This window comes from Rhizobium sp. YAF28, from assembly GCF_052113285.1.
Classification (GTDB): Bacteria; Pseudomonadota; Alphaproteobacteria; order Rhizobiales; family Rhizobiaceae; genus Rhizobium.
In genome coordinates this window covers 95,934-118,126 of sequence record NZ_JBFRCX010000012.1, presented here as the reverse complement: position 1 = coordinate 118,126, position 22,193 = coordinate 95,934, and the positions used below count along the sequence as shown (strand labels likewise).

At 59.9% G+C, this 22,193-nt stretch carries 16 protein-coding genes; 8 read left to right on the top strand and 8 right to left on the bottom strand.

Annotated features, from left to right (window positions below):
* Window positions 1-46: 46 nt before the first annotated feature.
* The gene (locus AB4Z13_RS25515; RefSeq protein ID WP_442207116.1) at window positions 47-1,057 is read right to left on the bottom strand and encodes an HAD family hydrolase; all 1,011 of its coding nucleotides are present in this window, start codon (window positions 1,055-1,057) and stop codon (window positions 47-49) included.
* 196 nt (window positions 1,058-1,253) lie between these two features.
* Here AB4Z13_RS25515 and AB4Z13_RS25510 point away from each other — a divergent pair, with 196 nt between their 5' ends.
* The 4 genes from AB4Z13_RS25510 (at window position 1,254) to AB4Z13_RS25495 (ending at window position 6,443) form a co-directional block, all read left to right on the top strand.
* The gene (locus tag AB4Z13_RS25510) at window positions 1,254-3,140 is read left to right on the top strand and encodes a sensor histidine kinase (protein WP_442207115.1); all 1,887 of its coding nucleotides are present in this window, start codon (window positions 1,254-1,256) and stop codon (window positions 3,138-3,140) included.
* Window positions 3,140-3,757, top strand: coding sequence for a response regulator transcription factor (locus AB4Z13_RS25505; RefSeq protein WP_442207114.1), 618 nt, complete (start codon window positions 3,140-3,142; stop codon window positions 3,755-3,757). The genes AB4Z13_RS25510 and AB4Z13_RS25505 overlap by 1 nt, the downstream gene beginning before the upstream one ends.
* Before the next feature lie 100 nt (window positions 3,758-3,857).
* Window positions 3,858-4,229 carry a response regulator gene (locus tag AB4Z13_RS25500; protein WP_113320630.1) on the top strand — a complete coding sequence of 124 codons (372 nt, stop codon included), beginning with the start codon at window positions 3,858-3,860 and terminating at the stop codon, window positions 4,227-4,229.
* A 252-nt stretch (window positions 4,230-4,481) separates the two neighbouring features.
* Window positions 4,482-6,443, top strand: coding sequence for an elongation factor G (locus AB4Z13_RS25495; protein WP_113320629.1), 1,962 nt, complete (start codon window positions 4,482-4,484; stop codon window positions 6,441-6,443).
* A 309-nt stretch (window positions 6,444-6,752) separates the two neighbouring features.
* Here AB4Z13_RS25495 and AB4Z13_RS25490 read toward each other — a convergent pair whose 3' ends face one another.
* Window positions 6,753-8,648: an ABC transporter ATP-binding protein gene (locus tag AB4Z13_RS25490; protein ID WP_439017619.1), complete on the bottom strand. Its 1,896-nt coding sequence runs from the start codon at window positions 8,646-8,648 to the stop codon at window positions 6,753-6,755.
* 24 nt (window positions 8,649-8,672) lie between these two features.
* Window positions 8,673-10,526, bottom strand: coding sequence for an ABC transporter ATP-binding protein (locus tag AB4Z13_RS25485; RefSeq protein ID WP_442207113.1), 1,854 nt, complete (start codon window positions 10,524-10,526; stop codon window positions 8,673-8,675).
* A gap of 312 nt (window positions 10,527-10,838) precedes the next feature.
* Here AB4Z13_RS25485 and AB4Z13_RS25480 point away from each other — a divergent pair, with 312 nt between their 5' ends.
* The 3 genes from AB4Z13_RS25480 (at window position 10,839) to AB4Z13_RS25470 (ending at window position 15,394) form a co-directional block, all read left to right on the top strand.
* A complete protein-coding gene (locus tag AB4Z13_RS25480; protein ID WP_442207112.1) occupies window positions 10,839-11,708 on the top strand; it encodes an aldose 1-epimerase family protein in 870 nt (289 codons plus the stop codon).
* A 277-nt stretch (window positions 11,709-11,985) separates the two neighbouring features.
* Window positions 11,986-13,392, top strand: a complete 1,407-nt coding sequence (locus AB4Z13_RS25475) for an FAD/NAD(P)-binding protein (protein WP_113320593.1) — start codon at window positions 11,986-11,988, stop codon at window positions 13,390-13,392.
* A gap of 76 nt (window positions 13,393-13,468) precedes the next feature.
* The gene (locus tag AB4Z13_RS25470) at window positions 13,469-15,394 is read left to right on the top strand and encodes a PAS domain S-box protein (RefSeq protein ID WP_442207111.1); all 1,926 of its coding nucleotides are present in this window, start codon (window positions 13,469-13,471) and stop codon (window positions 15,392-15,394) included.
* Between the two features lie 8 nt (window positions 15,395-15,402).
* On the opposite strand, the gene AB4Z13_RS25465 is transcribed toward AB4Z13_RS25470, so the two are convergent.
* From AB4Z13_RS25465 to cyoA, 5 genes are read right to left on the bottom strand one after another with little or no spacing between them, the layout of a single operon-like run.
* Complete coding sequence (locus AB4Z13_RS25465; RefSeq protein WP_442207110.1) at window positions 15,403-16,161, bottom strand: SURF1 family protein; 759 nt, start codon at window positions 16,159-16,161, stop codon at window positions 15,403-15,405.
* Window positions 16,162-16,207: 46 nt separating this feature from the next.
* A complete protein-coding gene (cyoD, locus tag AB4Z13_RS25460; protein ID WP_113320590.1) occupies window positions 16,208-16,609 on the bottom strand; it encodes a cytochrome o ubiquinol oxidase subunit IV in 402 nt (133 codons plus the stop codon).
* On the bottom strand, window positions 16,606-17,226 hold the full coding sequence (gene cyoC / locus AB4Z13_RS25455) for a cytochrome o ubiquinol oxidase subunit III (RefSeq protein ID WP_007822614.1): 621 nt from the start codon (window positions 17,224-17,226) through the stop codon (window positions 16,606-16,608). Before cyoC ends, cyoD begins: the two co-directional genes overlap by 4 nt.
* Window positions 17,227-17,232: 6 nt before the next feature.
* Window positions 17,233-19,236: a cytochrome o ubiquinol oxidase subunit I gene (gene cyoB / locus AB4Z13_RS25450; RefSeq protein ID WP_113320589.1), complete on the bottom strand. Its 2,004-nt coding sequence runs from the start codon at window positions 19,234-19,236 to the stop codon at window positions 17,233-17,235.
* A 42-nt stretch (window positions 19,237-19,278) separates the two neighbouring features.
* Complete coding sequence (gene cyoA, locus AB4Z13_RS25445; RefSeq protein ID WP_442207109.1) at window positions 19,279-20,442, bottom strand: ubiquinol oxidase subunit II; 1,164 nt, start codon at window positions 20,440-20,442, stop codon at window positions 19,279-19,281.
* Between the two features lie 376 nt (window positions 20,443-20,818).
* Between cyoA and AB4Z13_RS25440 the strand changes: the two genes are divergently transcribed.
* Window positions 20,819-22,150: an MFS transporter gene (locus tag AB4Z13_RS25440; protein WP_310382417.1), complete on the top strand. Its 1,332-nt coding sequence runs from the start codon at window positions 20,819-20,821 to the stop codon at window positions 22,148-22,150.
* Window positions 22,151-22,193: the final 43 nt, after the last annotated feature.

Here is a 22,193-nt window from a genome sequence, read left to right as displayed (position 1 = left end):
AACCCATTTGGAATCTGCTGTCACAAGTCTTTGAGGCGCATCATCCTTAGTCCTTGAACATCTGCTTCCAGTCCGCCTTCATGTCGATGATGGTCCAGCCGGTGATCGCCGCCGCGTCGAGCGCCTTGTCGAGGCGGCCGAATTCGGTATTGCGGTCGTAGGCGTATTCGCGCTCCGCATCAGTGTGATGAACGAGCATGCCGAGACGCGCAGGCGCACCCGCCATCGTCGTCCACTGCAGCATTTCGAGATCGCCGTCGGAATTGCCGAAGGCGGCAATCGGCCGGCGGCCGATCTGCTCGTTGATCCCAACCGGCTTGCCGGCCTTGTCATCGATGAAGTTGACTTCCGGCAGACGGTGCAAGGTCGGCGTGTCGTCCTGCATCTTGAACTCCGTCTTGATCGAGGAACCGATAACCTGCTCCGGTGGGACGCCATAGACCTTCTCCGTCCATGGCCGCATGAACTCAACGCCGCCACCCGACACGATGAACGTCTTGAAGCCGTTCGCGCGCAGGTAGGAAAGCAGCTCGACCATCGGCTGGTACACGAGTTCGGTGTAGGGCCGCTTGAACCTCGGGTCGCGTGCCGCCGAAAGCCAGTCGATGACGACTTTCTGGAAATCGTCGTTCGTCATTCCCGCGTGGGTGACCATGATGAGTTGCAGGAGACCTTTTTCGCCGGATGCGGCAAGCGTTTTCATATCGCCTTCGAGTACCGCCTTGAACGGCTGTACATTTTTCCATTCCGGATGCTGCGGAGCGAGCGTCTTCACGCGGTCCAGGGCGAACGCAAGCTGCGTGTACATGGGATGCTCGACCCACAGTGTGCCGTCATTATCGAACACTGCGATCCGTTCGGGTTCGGGGACGAAGTCGGGCGAACCCTGTTTGGTTACCTTCTCGACAAAGGCGACGATAGCTGCCTTGGGCGCGGTATCGTTCCACGATGGCAGGGGGTCGCCCTGTGCGTAAGCGGATGCGGCGAGGAAAAGTGCTGCGATAACAACCGAGATCGGAATCCGTGCAGAGCTGACGAGGTGACGGACAGTAAACATTGGATTTACTCCAAGGTTAGAGCGCGCGCCCGGCGAGTTGCAACCCCAGCGCTTTCCAACTGTACCGAACGCCTTGCTTCGGCGATATTGCCCTTTGGGGAATCGATGAAAGCCGATGGCAATCATTAGTGGTGCTTGCAGCGGATGACACCACACCAACAAGATGTTATCGTCGCCCTGCTTGGGGGGGGGATCAATGGCCTTGGGCGAGGGGGCAGGTCAATTGCGGTGCGCTGGCCTCTTGTTGGCGGCGGTCTGGCTGATTGTTGCGAACTGCTGCGCCATCGCCTCGGACATGGCGTACGCAACCGTTGATCGGGTTCCGCGGGTTCTCATTCTCTACCCATACGACGAGAGGCTCGTGGCGACGACTGTTGCCGGAGAGGCGTTGCGAAGCCGCTTGCTGCAAGCCACAGACAGCAGGATCGACCTGTTTTCGGAGTTCCTCGATCTGTCGAGATTCCCGGAATCCGATCACGTCGCGCGCATGGCGCGATACCTTGCGGAGAAGTACGCCAATTACCGCCCGGATGTGGTTGTCGCGCTTGGCAAGGAGTCTGCCAGCTTCATATCGATCAACCGCGAAACGATCGCTCCCGATGCGAAGATAGTGGCGGCAGGCTTCGGCAACTCCACTGCGGAGAACATCGATCTACCCGATGACGTGATCGGGGCGTTCACGACATTCGACATTCTGAAGACGGCTGAAATGGCCCGCGACCTGCAGCCCAGTGCCCGTCATCTCTACATCATCGGCGGATCGTCGGAGTTCGACCGAGGATGGCTGGCGACGGCGCGCGCCGATCTCGACGAGTTCTCCAAGTCGTACGAAACGACATACCTCGAAGATTTGACGATCGATGAATTCATCGATCGTGCAGCCCATGTCCCCCCCGACAGCATCATCCTGGCGTTGACGGTGTTCAAAGATCGGGCAGGGCGGAATTTCATCCCGCGCGAGGCGATCAGGCAGATCGCAGCAACGGCCAACGCACCTGTCTATGGCCCCTATCAGACCTACATCGACTACGGCGTCGTCGGCGGCAATACGGTCACATTCGACACTTTGGGCCTCACCGTCGGAAATCTTGTCCTCGATCTCATGGCCGGGCGGGTGGTCTCGGATATGCAAGCACCTCAGACATACGTCGTGGATGCCCGGCAGCTCCGGCGTTGGGGGCTTTCGGAGGTGAACCTGCCCGCGGGCACCATCCAGATGCACAAAGAAAAGAGCCTCTGGGAAGAACACTGGTTGGCGGCAGCGGCGACGCTCGGACTCGTTTTGATGCAGGCGGGCGTCATCGCAGCATTGCTGCTCGAGCGACGCCGTCGCCACGATGCGGAGAGCAGGTCACGCCTTCACCTGCTCGAAGCTGTCCATCTCAACCAGTCCGCAACGGCCGGCGCCTTGTCCTCGTCGGTCGCCCACGAACTGAACCAGCCTCTGGCGGCCATCCGAAACAATGCCGAGGCTGCGTCGGTGCTGCTGCGAAGTGGCAGCCCCGATCTGGAGTTGATCCAGCAGATACTTCTCGACATCCAGGAGGACGATCAGCGTGCGGGCGACATCATTGGCCGGATGAGAGGATTGCTCAAGAAGAGAAGCGAGATCGATTGGCAGGAGTTCGACCTGAACGACGTGGCTTCGAGTGCAATCCATATCATTCATGGCGAGGCCGAACGCAGGGGGATCACGCTCAATACAAATCGACCGACGACGGAGCTGCCGGTGCGGGCGGACAAGGTCCATGTGCAGCAGGTCGTTCTCAATCTGGCTACCAATGCGATGGACGCCATGTCGGACGCTCCAGCCAAAAGAATGCTCACCTTTGCGACAGGAGTGGCGAACGAGAAGGCGGAGCTTTGTGTCGCGGACACAGGCAACGGCATTCCCGAAGACAGGTTGTCCAGCATCTTCGAGCCGTTCTACACGACCAAGCAGGCGGGCACGGGGCTGGGTCTTTCCATAGCGCGCGCCATTGTCGAGACCTATGGCGGCACAATCTCTGCTAACAACCGGCCTGAAGGCGGGGCCATCTTCCGCGTGGTCCTGCCTCTTTCTCGACGAGTGGAACGAGGCTGATGAAACCGGTCGTCCATATCGTCGATGACGACGAATCCTATCGAACGGCGACTGCACGCCTGCTCTCCGCCTTTGGTCTCAAGGTTGAAGCCTATGAGTCCGGAGATCAGTTTCTTGACCGCCTCCCAACTTGCGAGCCCGGCTGCGTTCTCCTTGACTTGCAGATGCCCGGCTTATCCGGACCGCAAGTTCAACATCGACTCTCCACGCTTGCACCTCTTATCCCGGTCGTATTCCTGACGGGCGAAGGTGACATAAAGGCAGGCGTCGACGCGATGAAAGCAGGCGCACAGGACTTCTTGGAAAAGACCAGCTCGGCGGCGGTGCTGATGGAGGCGATCGAGCGAGCGCTAGCGCAATATGAGAGGCGACGGGCCGAGAACGACCGTCTGCGGAAACTGAGAGCCTTGATTGCGAGCTTGAGCGCGCGTGAAGCCGAAGTCTTTGGGCTGCTCATCCGTGGCCATCTCAACAAGCAGATTGCGTATGCCCTCGGCATATCGGAGCGAACGGTGAAGGTGCATCGCCATCAGGTCATGGAGAAGCTCGGAGCACGCTCGCTGGCGGAGGTCGTATCGATCGCCGCTGACATCGGTCGTACTGCGACCCCGGGGTGATCGGACAATCTTCCCCTTAGGGCAATATCAAGCAACCGCCGACACGCCTACAATGACAGACAATTGCGTATCTCGCGCACTGTCACGCATGGGGGCATAGGTGGGAAAGCTGCGCCGCACTGTCGCTGTCGTCGACGATGATGCGAGTCTACGTCGAAGCGTCGGGCGGCTCCTCAATGCCTACGGATTTGCGGCTGTCGAATATGCTTCGGCGGAAGCTTTTCACGTCCGCGATCCGAAGACGCCGATCGACTGTCTCGTGCTGGACATCGACCTCGGAGGCATGTCCGGCATCGAACTGCAGCGCAGGCTGAAAGGGGCTGGAGCGAAGCTGCCGATCATCTTCATCACCGCCCTGGAAGACATGCGCCTGCAGACCGAGGCGGAGCAGGCTGGATGTATCGCATATTTGCGGAAGCCCTTCGCGGGATCCGTACTCATCGACGCAATCAAGAAGGCGCTCGGATTGTGAGTTCTTGATCGAGGAGAGACCGCCACAACGGCAGGGCAAAAGGCGGACCAGTTATTCACCTTTGGCAGGGAGGCTGAACATGGAACGGCTCAGACACTGGCGGTCGATGGGACATCAGCCACAGAATGGATCAGCCTCAAATGCAAGTCCAGGTCAAAGTGTTGTGAAACTGAACACCTCTGGCGCCTTGCAGCGGTTCAGGGCATCCTGTGATGGCTGAAAATTGTGTTTATGGCAGTTGGAGGAAGGCCGATGCGCTGCTTTACCGTGCTTGGACCCTCGCAGACCGGAAAATCAACAGTCGTGGAAAAGCTCGGCTCCCTGGAGGGGGCGCCGAGAAAATCCAGCTCCCCTTATGGATTGAACCTCACAGAATTCACCTTTGGAAACGAGGCGTGGTGTGCGCTGGATGCGCCAGGACCCAACGAAGCGTTGGCGCATGCACAGCACGCGCTTCTTGCCAGCGACGCCTGCATCCTGTGCGTTTCATCGGCACCCGAGGAAGTTGTACTCGCCGCGCCCTATCTGCGGATAGTCGAAGCCTCGGGGACGCCTTGCATCCTCTTCATCAACCGAATGGACGAACCGAGAGGGCGGCTGAGGGACGTGATCGCCGCGCTTCAAGACTACGCCAACCACACGCTTTTGCTTCGCCAGATCCCGATCCGCGAGGGGGACAGGATCATAGGCAGTTGCGATCTGATTTCGGAACGGGCGTGGCGCTACCGGGAAGGCCAGACTTCGGCGCTGATCGCAATCCCCGAAAGCGCCGCCGAGCGCGAGCACGAAGCGCGCAGCGAGCTCCTGGAACACCTGTCCGAATTCGATGACTGGCTTCTCGAGGAACTGATCGAAGATCGCGAGCCGCCCAGCGACGCGCTCTATGCCATCTCATCGCGGGTTCTCAGGGAAAACAGGATTATCCCGGTCCTGATCGGTGCCGCAAGTCACGGCAACGGCATGATGAGGCTGATGAAGGCGCTGCGCCACGAGGCGCCGCCGGTAGGGGTTCTTCGGCAGCGTCTCGCTCGTGCAGGCAATGTCGATGAAAACAAGCTGACCGCCGTGAGCTTCCATGCCTACCATCGCCAGAATGTCGGTAAGACAGTGCTCGTGCGCGCGCTTGGCGAGGGATTGCGGCAGGGCGCATCACTGGGCGGCTCCAGCCTCGGCGCAGTACAGGATCTCGCAAACGGGCGGTCCAATTCGGCGGTTCTGCCTGCGCCGGGGGATGTGTTTGCGACGGTCAAGTCCGATCACTTGCACGTCCCTTCGCTCTTGACATCAAACGCGGTGGTTGCCCCACCTGAATGGACGGAGCCACCCACGCCGATGCTTGAAAGGATCCTAGTTCCGGTCAGCGATCGCGATGAGAATAAGCTTTCCGAAACGCTGGCAAAACTTTCCGAGACGGATCGCGGTCTCAAAGTCTTGCAGGAGGAAGGCACCGGCGCTCAACTCGTCCGCGCCCAAGGGCCGGTGCATCTGCGTGATCTCTGCCGGACGCTGTCCGATGTCTTTCACATCGGCGTAACCGATCGAACGCCCAGCCCGATCTACCGCGAGACAATTGCGAAACCATCTGAGGTTCATTACCGTCACCGCAAACAGACCGGCGGTGCCGGACAGTTCGCGGATGTGAAGCTGAGTATTCGCCCCAATGAGCGCGGCCGGGGCTTCACTTTTAGCGAAACGGTCAAGGGTGGCGTCGTTCCGCGCAACTACATCCCTGCCGTCGAAGCGGGTGCGCGCGAAGCGATGGAGAAAGGGCCGCTCGGCTTCCAGGTCATCGATGTCGGCGTAACGCTGTACGATGGTCAGCACCATGCCGTCGACAGTTCGGAACACGCCTTCCGGACTGCGTCGAAAATGGGAGTGCGACAGGCGCTTTCCGAAGGGGCGGCCGTTTTAATGCAACCGGTCTTCCGCAGCGAAATTCACATTCCGTCGATCTATTCCGGCAGCCTCGTCCAGATCGTCTCCGCTCTCAAGGGTCAGGTTCTCGGTTTCGACCGGGATGAAACCGCTAAGGGATGGGACATCTTCCGGGCACTTATTCCAGGCGGCGCGCTTGACGATCTGGCGCGGGCACTGCGCTCGGCGACGCAGGGCATTGGTTATTTTTCCAAGACCTTCGATCACTTCGAGGAGCTATATGGCAAGGAAGCGGATGCCATCGTGAAGGCACACGAGAAACCGGGCGTCGCACACTGAAACGTTCGCGCCACTTCATGCTCGTTCGCAAAATGGGGCTCATGTCGTTTGGCAGTTACACGCGAGAATGCGCCGTTTTTGCCGCGTCTCGAATTAAGTGTCGAGGTATCCTCTTGAAATCGTTGCATTCGCGGCGCTCACCGAAACTTCGCCGCCGATAGACCCGAGCAGGGCTACACGATGGGGCCTGTTGGCGGGAAGCGGGACGAACTCTTCAGCAAAAGCCGGTGAGTGCGAGCTGTTACCGGGCAGGCCCGGAAAATGTCATGTTCGGTGACATTGTGTCAGGTCGCGTGACGCGTGATAGCATCAGGTCGCCGATTCCGTCACCGTCTCTTCCAGCACGTCCTCGGGAATATCGTCGAAGGAAGCGTAGTTGAGGTTATAGAGCTTTGAATAAAGCTTGCCGTTTTTCATGAGCTGCTGGTGATTGCCGCTTTCGACGATTTCGCCATTCTGCAGCACGATGATGCGATCGGCTTCGCGGATCGTTGCCAGGCGGTGGGCGATGACGAGGCCGGTGCGGTTTTCGAGCAGCTTTACCAATGCCCTCTGGATCAGCATCTCCGTATAGCTGTCGATATTGGCTGTCGCCTCGTCGAGCACGAGGATCTTGGCGTCCGCCACCAGCGCGCGGGCAAAGGAGAGAAGCTGGCGCTGGCCGAGCGAAAGATTGCCGCCGCGCTCGCCGAGCATGCTGTCATAGCCCAAGGGCAGGCGCATGATGAAGTCGTGCGCACCGACGGCCTTGGCAGCCTCGATCACCTGCTCACGGGTGGCTTCCGTCTTGTGATAGCGGATGTTTTCGAAAACTGTGCCCGTGAAGAGGAAGGGCTCCTGCAGCACCATGGCGATCTGCTGGCCAAGAGAATCCTGCGTCAGCTCGCGCACGTCATGGCCGCCGACCACGACCTGTCCCTGTTGCACCTCATAGAAGCGGTGGATCAGCGACATGCAGCTCGACTTGCCCGAACCGGTCGGGCCGACAAGAGCGACCGTCTCGCCGGGATTGACCCTGAAGCTCACATGCTTGAGCACCGGATGCTTGGGATTATAGCCGAAGACGACATCGCGGAATTCGACAGAGCCGTCCATGTCGGGTGAAAGCACCTTGGCATCCGGAGCATCTTTGATTTCGACCGGCACATCGAGCACGTCGGTCAACCGTTGGCCCGATGCCATGGCGCGCTGCATGACCGAATATTGGAGCGTCAGCGAGCGAATAGGGTCGAAGAAGCGCTGGATGTAGAAGAGGAAGGCGACGAGCACACCGACGTCGAGCGCCTGGTTCAACACGCGCGCACCGCCGACGACGATGACGAGCGCCATGGCGATGCCTGTCAGCGTGTCGACGATCGGCACCATGATCTGGGCGTAACGGGCTGCCGTTAGATGCGTCAGCAGGTTGGCATGCGCCTTGTCATCGTAAAGCGTGAAGTTGACCTCCTGCCGGTCCATGCTCTGGACGGCGCGGACGCCATGGATCGCTTCGGCCAGCGCGCCGTTCGCCACCGAGTTCGTCTCATGCGCCGCCATGAAGGACTTGCGGGCGAGCGGCAGCCAGAACAGGCGCACGACGAAGAGTACCGGGAGTACGGACAGCGTCAGCAAGCCGAGCTTGAAGTCGAGATAGAGCATTACGAAGACGATGCCGAAGAGCAGGAAGATATCACCGACCGAGAGTACGCAGGTTTCCAGGAATTCCTGCATCGAGTTGACGTCGCCCTGCAAGCGCGACATCAACCGGCCGACTTCAGTCTTGTCCATGAAGGAGAGCGATACGCGCTGGAGATGGGAGAACATCGCCTTGCGGATATCGAAGAGCACGTTTTCCGCGACGCCGCCAACCAGCGTTTCCTGCCAATAGCTGGCGCCGTAGTTGATGAGGATGGCGATCAGGAAGGCGACGATCGCTAAGGTCAGTGCGGAACCGCTGTCGTCCGGCTGCATGCCATGGTCGATGGCATAGCGGATGATCAGCGGAATGAGAAGCTGCATGCCGGTGAAGACCAACACCGAAATCACCGATAAAATGACATCGCGCCGGTAGGGATGCACGAAGGCCCAGATGCGCTTGACGATGTTGGAATCGAAGACCTTGCCGAAGATTTCCTCTTCGACGCGCTGCGATCCGACGACCGCCCTTGGCGGGCGTCTGCCATCCTCGCGAACGTCAGCACGCTCGGTTTCCAGTTCCTCGGCCATCTTGTTTCCTCCTGCGCCGGTTTCTTACGCGCTCAAAGCGTCGTCGCCCGGTCGCACCTGCAAATCGTAAAGTGCCTTGTATCGTCCACCGAGCGTCAGGAGCTCGTCATGCGTGCCCTGCTCGACGATGCGGCCGTCCTCGATGAAAAAGATCTTGTCGGCATGCATCAGCGAGCTAAGCCGATGGGCGACGATGATCGTTACGCGGTCGGCGGCATAGCGGCGCATGGCACTGCGGATGCGCTGTTCGGTCGCCGCGTCGATTGCTGCGGTCGAATCGTCGAACACCATCACAGCGGGTTTGAGCATCAGCGCGCGGGCGATCGAAAGCCTCTGGCGCTGGCCGCCGGAGAGCGATACGCCGCGCTCGCCGACGACGGTGCCGTAGCCCGTCGGCAGGCCGAGCACGTAGTTGTGCAGCTGCGCGCTTTCGCTGGCGCGCTCGATGCGGCCTTCCTTGGCCCAGGGATCGCCATAGGCGATATTGTTCTCGATCGTCGTGGTAAAGAGGAAGGAATCCTGCTGCACGACGGCGACGGAGCGGCGCAGCGACTGCAGCGTGGCCTTACGGATATCTTGCCCGTCGATGGTGATCTTGCCGGCGGTCGCATCGTAGAAGCGTGGGATCAGGTGCGCGAGCGTCGACTTGCCGCTGCCGGGCGGCCCGACGATGCCGATCGTCTCGCCGCGCTTTGCCTCGAAACTCACGTCGTGCAGTACCTCATGCATCGGCGAACTCGGATAGGCGAATCTGACATTCTCGAAGCGCAGCGTGCCGTCTGTTATCTTCAACTCCTTCGCATCCGGCGCGTCGCGCACGGCGATTTCGAGATCCAGAAGGTCAAAGAGACGCGTGCCGCAGGTCGACGCACGGGCGAAGGCGTTGACCATTAGGCCGAGTTGCCGCACCGGCATCTGCAGGATGGTCATGAAAGTAAGGAACGAGGCCAGCGTACCAACGGTGATCTCGCCGGAGTGCACCTTACCCCCGCCAACCCACAGCACCAGCCCCATGGCCACAAAGAAGGAAAAGGTCATGGCGCTGGTATTGATGACGCGGATGCCAACACGCTGGTGGGCAAGTTCCAGCGCATTCTTCGAGGCTTCTTCGAACTTCGACAGTTCGTGGTCCTGGGCTGCGAAAGCGCGCACGACGCGGATGCCGCCGAGGTTCTCTTCCATGATGCGTGTCAGCACCGAAAGCCGCTGCTGCAGGTCGAGCCAGGTGGCGCGCAGACGAAGCTGCGTGACCGAGGAGCGCCAGCCGACGAAGGGCACGAAGGAGAGCGCCAGCAGACCGAGCACGACATCCGTCGTCAACAGCATATAGGCGCCGATGCCGATCAGCATTGAAAGCAGGAAGACGCGCACGAGGGCGGTCGAGAAATACATGCGCACGCCCTCCAGATCGAGCAGGCCAATCGTGATCAGGTCGCCCGAATGCACGCTGTCATGGAAGGAGAAGGAGAGGCGCTGGATTTTTTCATAGCAGGCAAGGCGCAGTTCGTAGCCCATGTGGTGGCCGACGGATTCGCTGTAGTAGTTCTGGATCATCGTGAAGATGCCGCGCAGCACGCTGGCGCCAAGCAGAAGTAGCGCCGTTGTCAACAGTGCGTCCTGCGCCTGCTGCCCGAGCGTGCCGCCGTGAAGCGCCACCTGCGTATGGTCGACCGCCTGGCCGAGCAGGCGGGGGATCAGAAGCTGGAAGGTGGAGGCGATCAGGGTAGCGCCGATGGCGAGGCCGGCTTGCCAGGGATGGCGGAAGGCCATGACGGTGATGCGGAACAGTGTGTAGAGGCCCTTGCCCCACCCTGCCGCGGTTGCAAGCGCCATCGAAGCCGAAGGCTTCGTCGCGCGTATAGACGCATCGCTGCTCACGGTATTTTTTCCAATAGATGTGTGCTCGGACCAAGTGGCCCGGAAAGAAGGCAAATCCATGAAGGGATTGATAGCGCACCCACATTTGCCGATTCCGACAGGGGGTTCAAGTAAAGAATTCACCAGTCGGTTATTTTTACGTGAGCCTTCCTCGCATTGGACGGTAACGCTACCGCTGGGGCCCGCCGACTGCACGCAGCAGGCGCATTTTTCTGCCGGGAAACGAAAGTCCCGTAGCGGCGCATCGCCAGTGGAAATCCGTGTGCCGCGCATGTATGGTCCGCTCGCCAACCAGCACGAAGAGGGCGTTCGATGTCATCCACGGTCCGGATCGCAAATCAGTTTCTCACCGTCGACGTTTCCTCGCTCGGCGCCGAAATGCAGGCGCTGACATCCAGCGACGGCCGCTCCTGGGTCTGGAATGGCGATGCCGCCTTTTGGACGGGCCGTTCGCCGATCCTGTTTCCGATGGTTGGCAAGGCACCGAACGACATTCTAAAGGTTGGCGGTCACAGCGCACCGATGGCTCAGCACGGCTTTGCCCGTCGCAGTGAATTTGCGCTGGCGTCCTGGTCCGAAGCGAGCTGCCGATACGAGCTTGCCGCTTCAGAGGCGACGAAGGCTGTCTATCCTTTCGATTTCCTGCTGGCCGTCATCCATAGCGTCGAAGGCCGAGCCTTGACCGTTGCTGCCGAAGTCACCAACCGCGATATCAGGCAGATGCCTTTCGGTATCGGCTTTCATACTGCTTTCCGCTGGCCGCTGCCGGGTGCCGAAAACAAGCCGCATACAGTCACGCTGGACAATGGCGCCGAGCCGGCACTCGTCAGGCTTGAGGGCGGTCTGATCTCGCCGAAGAAACTCGCTTCGCCCTTCAAGTCCGGCAGCCTGGTGCTCAGCCATTCTATGTTCGAGCAGGATGCGATGATCTTTCCGGAATGCTCAGGCCCCGGCCTGCGATATAAGGCTGAAGGCGGCCCATCCATGCATTTCAGCTTCGAGAACCTGCCCAATCTGGCGCTCTGGACCAAGCCTGGCGCTCCCTTTCTCTGCATTGAGCCCTGGCACGGAACGGCTGCAGAAAATGGCGGCCCGGACGATTTGGAGGGTCGCCCCTATACAAAGGTGCTTGCTCCGGGCGAAACGGTGCGTTTTTCCTTCGCCGCCGAAATCCTCGCATAGGCTCGAACCCATTTTTCATTTTGGATCAGGGTGTTGGTTAGGTGGTAAAATAAACTTCTTGCCACCATGCGCTTTTCGCGCTTTCATACACGACTAGTTTAATAGACTATGGGGCGGACTGAGAATGTCTTCTCCGGCCTGGAATGGTTCCGAATGGAACCCGATTTAGCGGCGAACGTTTTGCATGGCCGCATGAACCTGCCCAACGCAGGGCTTCAAATGTTCTGCGTTGAAACCTTGATCGAGACACATGCGGATGAGCCGCAAGGGAGTTGAGATGACGGTTCAGGGACTTTTTTCCGGCAAGGCGAATGCGGCGGCCCAGATTTCCGCCGTGCCGCGCATTGCGATCGTTGGCCGCGGGTTTTCCGGCATGATGATGGCGGTGGCGCTGATGCGCACTGTGCGCACGCCGTTTCACCTCCAGCTTTTCGATCCGAACTCTACGGTCAATGGCGGCCAGGCGTTGGCGTCAGCAAGGTCCTCGACCATCCTTAATACGCGGGTGCGTGATCTCTCCGTTTCGCTCGGCGATCCCGACGATTTCAACGACTGGCTCTGTAGCAACGCCGAATTCCGCGCCGCCGTGCCAGCCGCAATCCCCGGTTTCCGGCAGATCTTCGTACCCAGGGAAATCTTCAGCGACTACGTCTACCAGCGCTTTTCAGAAGCGCTCGCTGCCCGCCGGGACATCACCGTCCAAGTTTGCCATGATCCGGTCGTGGCGATCCGCAGGAGCCATGGCAGCCGATTCCTGCTTGAAAGCGCCAATCCGTCTAATCCGCTTTTCGATACCGTGATCCTCGCGACAGGATACGGCCTGCCTCGACCCGAGGCCGAGGAGCAGGAGGTTTCACCGGTCAGGGCGCAGCGCCTCGTCGCTCGGCCGCACACAGTGCTGCTCGGCAGCGGCATTCGCGTCGTGGACCAGCTGCTGCAGCTTCGCGACGCCGGGTATGCCGGGCAGGTAACTATCATTTCACGGCACGGTTTCCTGCCGCAGAGCCATACGCCGAATTCCGCCGATCCGGTCTTCCCCGCTGACGCGCTACCGCAAAGCCTGCCTGACATTGTCAGCTTCATCCGCCAGGCCTGCCGCGAGGCGGAAGAAGAGGGGCGAAGCTGGCAGTCGGTCATGAACGGCCTTCGCAGACACGCCCGTTCGCTCTGGCGATCGCTGCCGGCGCGTGAGAAGCGGCAGTTTAACCGGCATCTGCGGGCGATCTATGACAGTCACCGCAACCGCCTGCCGGAGACCATGCATCTGCGCCTCAAGCGGGAGCTTGCCGAAGGCCGCACGGTGCTCAGGCGCGGCCGCGCCGGGCGTCGAGGTTTCAGCGGCCTGTTCTTCACGCCGGCCGGTTCGTCGAGCGAGGAGGTCATCCACGCCGAACGCATCGTCGACTGCCGTTGCCATGCGCCCGATCTTTCTGCTCCTCTGATCCAGAGCTTGCTCGCGGCGCGTCTCGCCGTGCCTGACGAGCTTGCGCTTGGACTGGCGGTCAATGCCCGCGGCGAACCGTTCCTGGACGACGGCTTGTCGATCGATGGGCTTTTTGCGGTCGGCCCGCTCGGCCTCGGCAGCCTGCCGGACATCGATCTTGTGCCTGAAATCGTCACGCAGGCCTATTCGGCGTCGGAACGAATTGCGGAACGCTTCTATCCGCAGAGCCAGGCGGTCTGAGGAATTCGTCGTTTCAGCGGGAACCATCGGCCCGAGCCGGCGTTATAGTGCGCTGGTAGATCGTTTAGAGGGGCAGATGGAAGCGGTGGATCGATATGATACGTCTGTTCGGGACGAGGGACGTTTCCGGGTGCTCGTCGATGCAATCACCGACTACGCGATCTATATGCTGAGCCCCGAAGGTTATGTGACGAGCTGGAATTCCGGCGCCCAGCGTTTCAAGGGGTATCGCGCTTCCGAAATCCTCGGCCAGCATTTTTCCCGATTTTATCTCGATGCCGATCGCCAAGCCGGCCTGCCAGCCCGCGCGCTGGCGATTGCCACGAAAGAGGGACGCTTCGAGGGTGAGGGCTGGCGCCAGCGAAAGGATGGTACGCGCTTCTGGGCACATGTCATCATCGATCCGATCCGCCATTCCTCGGGCGAGCTGATCGGCTTTGCCAAAATCACCCGTGACCTGACGGAGCGCAAGGCGACAGAGAACGCATTGAAGCGCAGCGAAGAGCAATTTCGCCTTCTCGTTCAGGGCGTCTCCGATTATGCGATCTACATGCTCGACCCGGAAGGCAACGTGACGAGCTGGAATTCCGGTGCCGAACGCATCAAGGGTTATAGGTCGGAAGAGATCATCGGTCGACACTTCTCCACTTTCTACACGGATGAGGATCGCCTTAACGGATTGCCTCAGCAGGCACTGGCCACCGCCAGCCGCGACGGACGGTTCGAAAAGGAGGGCTGGCGCCAGCGAAAGGACGGCTCCCGCTTCTGGGCCAGTATCGTGATCGACGCGATCAAGGACGATTTCGGCGAGATTATCGGCTTTGCGAAGATTACCCGCGACATTACCGAGAAGATGGAGACACAGCGTGCGCTGGAGCGGACCCGCGAAGAACTTTTCCAGGCACAGAAGATGGAGGCGATCGGCCAATTGACGGGCGGCATCGCGCACGACTTCAACAATCTGCTGATGGCGGTGCTGGGCAGCCTCGAAATCCTCAAGAAGCGCATGCCGCAGGACCCTGCATTGTCGCCGCTTGTCGACAATGCCATGCTCGGCGCCCAGCGCGGCGCGGCGCTGACCCAGCGCATGCTCGCCTTTTCCCGCCGCCAGGAGTTGCAGGTGGAGACGATCGATGTTTCCGAGCTTCTGCGTGGCATGATGGACATGGTCGCGCGATCCCTCGGGCCGGTCTCCTCGCTTGAAACCGAATTTCCCGAGAGCCTGGCTACGATCGCTACTGACCCGGCACAGCTTGAGACGGCAGTGCTCAACCTCGTCGTCAATGCCCGCGACGCCATGCCTGGCGGCGGGCTTATTAGGATCAAAGCCACTGAAGAGGTCGTGTCTGGCGGCGGTACCATGCCGGCCGGCCATTATGTGCGCGTCGCTGTTGCCGATGAGGGTGAAGGCATGGACGAAGAGACGCTGAAACAGGCGGTGACCCCGTTCTTCACGACCAAGGGCGTCGGCAAGGGAACGGGTCTCGGCCTTTCCATGGTGCAGGGGCTCGCCGGTCAGTCCGGCGGCAGGCTCGTGCTGAAAAGTCGGCTCGGTGAAGGTACGACAGCTGAACTCTGGTTTCCTGTCACGGGAGCCGCAAACATTGTTGAAGAGCCTGAACAATCCGTGCCCAAAGCCGCAAATAACTCACGGCCGCTACGCATTCTTGCCGTCGATGATGACGGGCTGGTCCTGATGAATACCGCGCTGATGCTGCAGGATCTCGGCCACACGGTGATCGAGGCGACGGCCGGCGCCGCCGCGCTCGATATTCTTCGCAACGAAAACGTCGATCTCGTTATCTCCGATCATGCCATGCCGCGCATGACAGGCTCGCAACTTGCGCTGGCAATCCGCAGCGAGTGGCCGAAGATGCCGATCATCCTCGCAACTGGTTTTGCCGAGATTCCCGAGGGTTCCGGCATTATCGATATACCGCGCCTCGGTAAACCCTTCTCACAGGCGCAGCTTGCCGAGGCGATCAGCCGCATTGCCCAATAGATCTCTCGTTAAGAGATCCTGCGAAGCCTGGCTTCGTTCCGCACGATATAGATGAGCAGCCCCGCCACCATGATCGCCAGCACATACCAGGTGATTGCATAGACAAGGTGGTTATTCGGGAAATCGAGGACCGTCAGCCCTCCGACGGGCAAGCCGCCGGCATTGGGTGTCGCGTCTGCGTCAATGAAGAAGGGGGCAACGCCTGCAACGCCACGCTTCTCGGCAATGGCTGCGACATCGCGCGAATACCAGCGGTCGGCAGCCGGATCGTTGGAGCGTAGCAGCATGCCCTTCGGTTCGGTCATGCGCATCAGCCCAGTGACATTAGCCGGTCCGGCGATCTCACTTTCCGGTCGAGAGGCCGGGTCGCGACGGTCGGTCGGTACGAAGCCGCGATTGATTGATATCGCGCTGCCGTCCGCGAGCCTGAGCGGCGTCAGCACCCAATAGCCGGCGCCGAGTGCTGTCGATGCCGTGACCAGCGTTTCCTTGTCGTTTTCGAAAGTGCCTGTAGCCGTCACTCGCCGGTATTCGTCATCGGCGGCGTTGACCTTGCCCCAGTCGCCGCGAGTCGGCGGGGCGACTGGCTCGGCGTGGACGCGGGCATCGACGCGAGCGATGAGATCGAGTTTCCAGGAGAGTCGATAAACTTGCCAGGTGCCGAGCGCGAGCAAGGCGGCGATCAGGGCCAGAAGGCCGAGCCCCAAGATGGCGAGGGTGACGGCTGAACGCGGCCTGTCCTGTTGGTCGGAAGAGATATCGGTCATAGGTAAACCGCAACGGGCGGCATTGTCGCCGCCCGTTCCTTTGCCTTTATGGCATATTCTTCATCATTTCAGGGCTCATCGGCATCATGTTCGCATTCAGATGATACATGACCCAGAGCGAACCCGAGAGAGCGATCGCGACGATGATGATCGTGAAGATCAGCGCCATGATCGTCCAGCCGCCTTCCGACTTCGTGTTCATGTGCAGGAAGAAGATCATGTGAACGACGATCTGCACGGCGCCGAGCACCATCACGAAGATGGCGGTCACGACATGATTTTCGAAGACCTCTCCCATGACCAGCCAGAAGGGGATGGCCGTGAGGATGACGGACAGAATGAAGCCCGTCACGTAGCTCTTGAAACTGCCGTGACCGGCCTGGTGCCCGTGGCTGTGGCCGTGGTGAGCCTCGTGGGCATCCTCATGTGCGGGTGCTTGCGAACTCATCCGAGAACTCCCATCAGGTAAACGAAGGAAAAGACGCCGATCCAGACGACGTCGAGGAAGTGCCAGAACATGGAAAGGCACATCAGACGGCGGCGGTTGGCTTCATGGAGGCCATGCATGGAGACCTGCACCATCAGCGTGATCAGCCAGATGATGCCGAAGGTGACGTGCAGACCGTGCGTACCGACCAGCGTGAAGAAAGACGACAGGAAGGCGCTGCGCTGCGGACCGGCGCCCTCGTGGATAAGGTGCACGAACTCGTAAAGCTCGAGGCCGAGGAAGGCCGCGCCGAAAAGGCCGGTCACGGCCAACCAGAACAGCGTTTCGGCCTTTGCGTTTCGCTCCATCTGCAGCATGGCGAAGCCATAGGTGATGGAGGAGAGCAACAGCATCGAGGTGTTGATGGCGACCAGCGGCAGATCGAAGAGATCGGCCGGCGACGGGCCGGCTGCATAGCTGCGGCCGAGCACGGCATGGGTGGCAAACAGCACCGAGAATATCAGGCTGTCGCTCATCAGATAGAGCCAGAAGCCCAGATTGGTGCTGTTCTCCGGATGATGGTCTTCCGTCAGATAGAATTCAGGCTTTTCGGCCGTGTCGATAGTATGATCGCTCATGGTCTCTTACACCTGTTCGGCAAGCAACTGCGTGCGCTTGCCTTCCGTTTCGGTGACTTCATCCGCGGGGATGTAGAAGTCGCGGTTGTAGTTGAAGGTATGGCCAATCGCGACGACGAGCATGGCAACGGCGGAGACGACCACCAGCCACCACATGTACCAGATCAAGCCGAAGGCGAGCGCGATACTGATGGCGGACAGAATCGCACCGGTGCCGGTATTCTTCGGCATATGGATCGGCTTGAAACCGCCGAGCGGACGCTCGTAGCCGCGATTCTTCATGTCGTACCAACTGTCGTGATCGTGCACGACCGGCGTGAAGGCGAAGTTGTAATCCGGCGGTGGTGAAGAGGTCGACCATTCCAGCGTGCGGCCGTTCCACGGATCGCCACTGTCATCGCGCAGCTCTTCGCGCCTCATGAAGGAGACGACGATCTGGATCAGGAATGACGCGATGCCAAGCGCGATCAGGCCGACGCCGAAGGCGGCGATGATGAACCAGATCTGCAGCGACGGATCCTCGAACTGGCTCATGCGGCGGGTGACGCCCATCAGACCAAGCACGTAGAGCGGCATGAAGGCAAACCAGAAGCCGATCTGCCAGAACCAGAAGCTCATCTTGCCCCAGAAGGGATCGAGCTTGAAGCCGAAGGCCTTCGGGAACCAGTAGTTCACGCCGGCGAACATGCCGAAGAGAACACCCCCGATGATCACGTTATGAAAGTGGGCGATCAGGAATAGCGAGTTATGCAGCACGAAGTCGGCCGGCGGGACGGCAAGCATGACGCCGGTCATACCGCCGATGACGAAGGTCACCATGAAGCCGACTGTCCACAGCATCGGCACCTCGTAGCGGATACGGCCGCGATACATGGTGAAGAGCCAGTTGAACATCTTCGCCCCCGTCGGGATCGAGATGATCATCGTGGTGATGCCGAAAAAGGAGTTGACGGAAGCGCCCGAACCCATCGTGAAGAAGTGGTGCAGCCAGACGAGGTAGGAGAGGATCATGATCACGCAGGTGGCGTAGACCATCGAAGCGTAGCCGAAGAGGCGCTTGCCGGAGAAGGTTGCGACCACTTCGGAGAAGATGCCGAAGGCCGGCAGAACCAGGATGTAGACTTCCGGGTGGCCCCAGATCCAGATGAGGTTGACATACATCATCGGATTGCCGCCGAGGTCGTTCGTGAAGAAGTTCGTGCCGGCATAGCGGTCGAGCGACAGGAGAGCGAGCGTTGCAGTCAGGATCGGGAAGGAAGCGACGATCAGGATGTTGGTGCAGAGCGCGGTCCAGGTGAAGACCGGCATCTTCATGAAGGTCATGCCCGGAGCACGCATCTTCACGATGGTCGCGATCAGGTTGATGCCTGACAATGTCGTGCCGACACCGGCGACCTGCAGGCCCCAGATGTAATAGTCGACGCCGACGCCAGGACTGTAGGCGGCACCCGACAGCGGCGGATAAGCGAGCCAGCCGGTCTGGGCGAATTCGCCGATGAAGAGCGAGAGCATGATGATGATCGCGCCCGCCGTCGTCATCCAGAACGAAAAGTTGTTGAGGAACGGGAAGGAGACGTCGCGCGCGCCGATTTGCAGCGGCACCACGAAGTTCATGAGGCCGGTGACGAAGGGCATCGCCACGAAGAAAATCATGATGACGCCGTGGGCGGTGAAGATCTGGTCGTAGTGGTGCGGCGGCAGGTAGCCCTCATTGCCGTTGAAGGCGATTGCCTGCTGGCCACGCATCAGAAGAGCGTCGGAGAAGCCGCGCAACAGCATGATGACGGCGAGGATCACATACATGATGCCGATCTTTTTGTGATCGACGCTGCAGATCCAGTCGCGCCAGAGCGGACCCCAGAATTTGAAATAGGTGATAATGCCGAGCACCGCGATGGCGCCGATAGCGACGCCGATGAAGGTCACGACCAGGATCGGCTCGTGATACGGGATCGCGTCAAGGGTCAACCGGCCGAAGATGAACTTCAGGAGGTCAGGATTGGAAAACATGGAACAACCCGTTCATTATGTCTTGCGACGCAAAGCGCCAGGTTAATTGTTATTGTTGAGCTGCGCCGGCGCCGGATCGCCGCCATTGCTCGAGCCGGGCATGGAATGACCCTCATGCTGCATGTCCATTCCGGGCATGTTCTGCATGCTGTTGCCATCGGTGCTTTCGGCCGGCTCGCTGCGTGCGGGTGCGCCCGTTGCAGGCACGGTCGCCGCAGGCGCGACGATCCCTTCGTCCGCATGGCGATTGTCGTAGGTCAGCTTTTCGCGGTTTTCTTCGCTTTCCTTGCCGCCGCCGCCCATCATGTCGATGTGCATCATCTCGCTCGCGCACATCTTGCCGGGCGTGGCGCACATGTTGAGGATCGCCTCGTAAAGATCGGCATCGGCGCCGGCGTAGTAGCGCACCGGCTCCTTCTCGCTCGGCTTTTCGAGCTTCAGATAGGCGTCGCGATTGAGCATCGTGCCGCGCTGCTTGACCTGCGCAACCCAGGCATCGAAGCCCTGCTGGTTCATGCCGTGGAACTTGAAGCGCATGTGCGAGAAGCCTTCACCGCTGTAATTTGCGGAGAAGCCGTCATACTCGCCTTCCTTGTTGATGACGGCATGCAGTCTCGTCTGCATACCGGGCATGGCATAGACCTGGCCTGCAAGGGCGGGGATGAAGAAGGAGTTCATCACCGAGGAGGCGGTGATCTTGAAGTCGATCGGCACGTCGACGGGAGCTGCAAGCTCATTGACCGTCGCAATGCCGAGGTCGGGATAGAAGAACAGCCATTTCCAGTCGAGCGCCACCACCTCCACGGTCAGCGACTTCGTATCCGCCGGAATGGCACGGTCCGCATCGATACGGTCGAGCGGGCGGTAGGGATCAAGCTTGTGCGTGGAAATCCAGGTGACGGCGCCAAGCGCGATGATGATGGCGAGCGGCGCCGACCAGATCACGATTTCGAGGCGCGTGGAGTGATGCCATTCGGGCGCGTAGTCCGCGGCCGTATTGGTGCGCCGGTAGCGCCAGGCGAAAAACAGTGTGAGGAAGATCACCGGAATGATGATCAGCAGCATCAGCACCGTGGAGACGATGATGAGGTCACGCTGTTGGGTGGCGATATCGCCCGAAGGCGACATGACCACCATGTTGCATCCTGCCAAAAAAAACAGCGGCAAGATTAATAGAAGGCGGGAAAACTTCTGCAGTTTTGGCACGTCTCTAAGCTCTTTTTGTTTCGTTCGATTGCCGACTAAAGCACTGGCACGATGAGCGATATGAGGTCTTTGGTCGCAGTGCAACATGCATTTTGCACCGCGGGAGAAGTCAGCTTCCACGGCGCCCACAAATCCTGATTAAACTCAGAAGGAAATTTTTCCGGCGCCGCCTCGTGTATAGCCGAAAAGCGTGCCTTTGCCCAATAAAACTCTGGAATAGGTCGGGATAGGTATCACGCCATTTTTCCATCGCATCGATTTTTGCGAATTCGGCGTCAACTATTTGCGCAACAAGGACTTGATAAGCTGCAAATATGGAACAAGATCAGCTTGAGGTGCTTTGCAAAAAGCACCTTAAACGAGGGAGGCGTTTCATATGGCTACTGCCACACATTTAGGACCATCATCTTCATCGCTGGAGCGGGATGCGCGGCGCATTCATGGTGACAAGCCGGTTTCGCCCGGCAGCATCGCGATCGGCGTGGTGATCGGTCGCATGTCGGAGTTTTTTGATTTCTTTGTTTACGGCCTCGCATCCGTTCTCGTCTTTCCGCAGCTCGTCTTTCCCTTCGCGCCGGACCGGCTGACGGCCACGCTCTATTCTTTCGCGATTTTCTCGCTGGCCTTCCTCGCCCGTCCCGTGGGCTCCGTTGTCTTCATGACGATCGACCGTTTGTACGGGCGTGGCACCAAGCTCACTATTGCGCTTTTCCTGCTCGGCGGCTCGACGGCATCGATCGCCTTCCTGCCGGGTTACGATGAAATCGGCTACTGGTCGATTGCGCTATTGGCGCTCTTCCGGCTCGGGCAAGGCTTTGCCCTCGGCGGCGCGTGGGATGGCCTTGCATCGCTGCTTGCCCTCAATGCGCCACCGAATCATCGCGGCTGGTATGCAATGATCCCGCAGCTCGGCGCACCGATCGGCTTTGCGCTGGCGAGCATCCTGTTCGGCTATTTCGTCGCCAACCTCTCCCCGGAAGACTTCCTCTCATGGGGCTGGCGTTATCCGTTCTTCGTCGCCTTCGCGATCAACGTCGTCGCGCTCTTTGCCCGTCTTCGGCTTGTCATGACCAAGGATTTCGGCACGCTCTTGGAACAGCATGAGCTTGAAGCAGCACCAATCCTCGAGGTGCTGCGCGTCCACGGCCGCGATATCCTGATCGGCGCTTTCGTGCCGCTTGCAAGCTTTGCCATGTTCCACCTCGTCACCATCTTCCCGCTCGGCTGGATGAGCCTTTACGGCAACCAGCGGATCGGCGCCTTCATGGTGGTGCAGGTCATCGGCGCCGTGGTCGGCTTCGTTGCCATCATTGCCTCGGGTGTGATCGCTGACCGCATCGGCCGGCGTAAGCAACTTGCGATCTGCGCTGTGCTGATTGCGATCTTCAGCTTCATCGGCCCGTACCTGATTGGCGCCGGCAACACCGGTCATGACGCTTTCGTCATCATCGGCTTCGGCGTGCTCGGCCTTTCCTTCGGCCAGGCGACCGGCTCGATCTCGTCGCGCTTCGGCCGCGGCTACCGCTACACCGGTGCGGCCTTCACCTCCGACCTTGCCTGGCTGATCGGCGCTGGCTTCGCACCGCTGGTGGCGCTCAGTCTGTCGAGCCAGTTCGGCTTGCCCTTCGTTGGCTACTACCTGCTCTCGGGTGCAATCTGCACGCTGGCGGCTCTTGCTTTCAGCAGGGCGCTGGAGCAGCGTGAGTAGCGCATAGGCAGACCAAAAAGGCCCGCCTGGGAAACCAGGCGGG

Excerpts from the sequence above, each read along its gene's own strand:
- AB4Z13_RS25515 (WP_442207116.1), bottom strand. The coding sequence starts at position 1,057 with ATGTTTACTGTCCGTCACCTCGTCAGCTCTGCACGGATTCCGATCTCG.
- AB4Z13_RS25510 (WP_442207115.1), top strand. The coding sequence starts at position 1,254 with ATGGCCTTGGGCGAGGGGGCAGGTCAATTGCGGTGCGCTGGCCTCTTG.
- AB4Z13_RS25505 (WP_442207114.1), top strand. The coding sequence starts at position 3,140 with ATGAAACCGGTCGTCCATATCGTCGATGACGACGAATCCTATCGAACG.
- AB4Z13_RS25495 (WP_113320629.1), top strand. The coding sequence starts at position 4,482 with ATGCGCTGCTTTACCGTGCTTGGACCCTCGCAGACCGGAAAATCAACA.
- AB4Z13_RS25490 (WP_439017619.1), bottom strand. The coding sequence starts at position 8,648 with ATGGCCGAGGAACTGGAAACCGAGCGTGCTGACGTTCGCGAGGATGGC.
- AB4Z13_RS25480 (WP_442207112.1), top strand. The coding sequence starts at position 10,839 with ATGTCATCCACGGTCCGGATCGCAAATCAGTTTCTCACCGTCGACGTT.
- AB4Z13_RS25475 (WP_113320593.1), top strand. The coding sequence starts at position 11,986 with ATGACGGTTCAGGGACTTTTTTCCGGCAAGGCGAATGCGGCGGCCCAG.
- AB4Z13_RS25470 (WP_442207111.1), top strand. The coding sequence starts at position 13,469 with ATGGAAGCGGTGGATCGATATGATACGTCTGTTCGGGACGAGGGACGT.
- AB4Z13_RS25465 (WP_442207110.1), bottom strand. The coding sequence starts at position 16,161 with ATGACCGATATCTCTTCCGACCAACAGGACAGGCCGCGTTCAGCCGTC.
- cyoD (WP_113320590.1), bottom strand. The coding sequence starts at position 16,609 with ATGAGTTCGCAAGCACCCGCACATGAGGATGCCCACGAGGCTCACCAC.
- cyoC (WP_007822614.1), bottom strand. The coding sequence starts at position 17,226 with ATGAGCGATCATACTATCGACACGGCCGAAAAGCCTGAATTCTATCTG.
- cyoB (WP_113320589.1), bottom strand. The coding sequence starts at position 19,236 with ATGTTTTCCAATCCTGACCTCCTGAAGTTCATCTTCGGCCGGTTGACC.
- AB4Z13_RS25440 (WP_310382417.1), top strand. The coding sequence starts at position 20,819 with ATGGCTACTGCCACACATTTAGGACCATCATCTTCATCGCTGGAGCGG.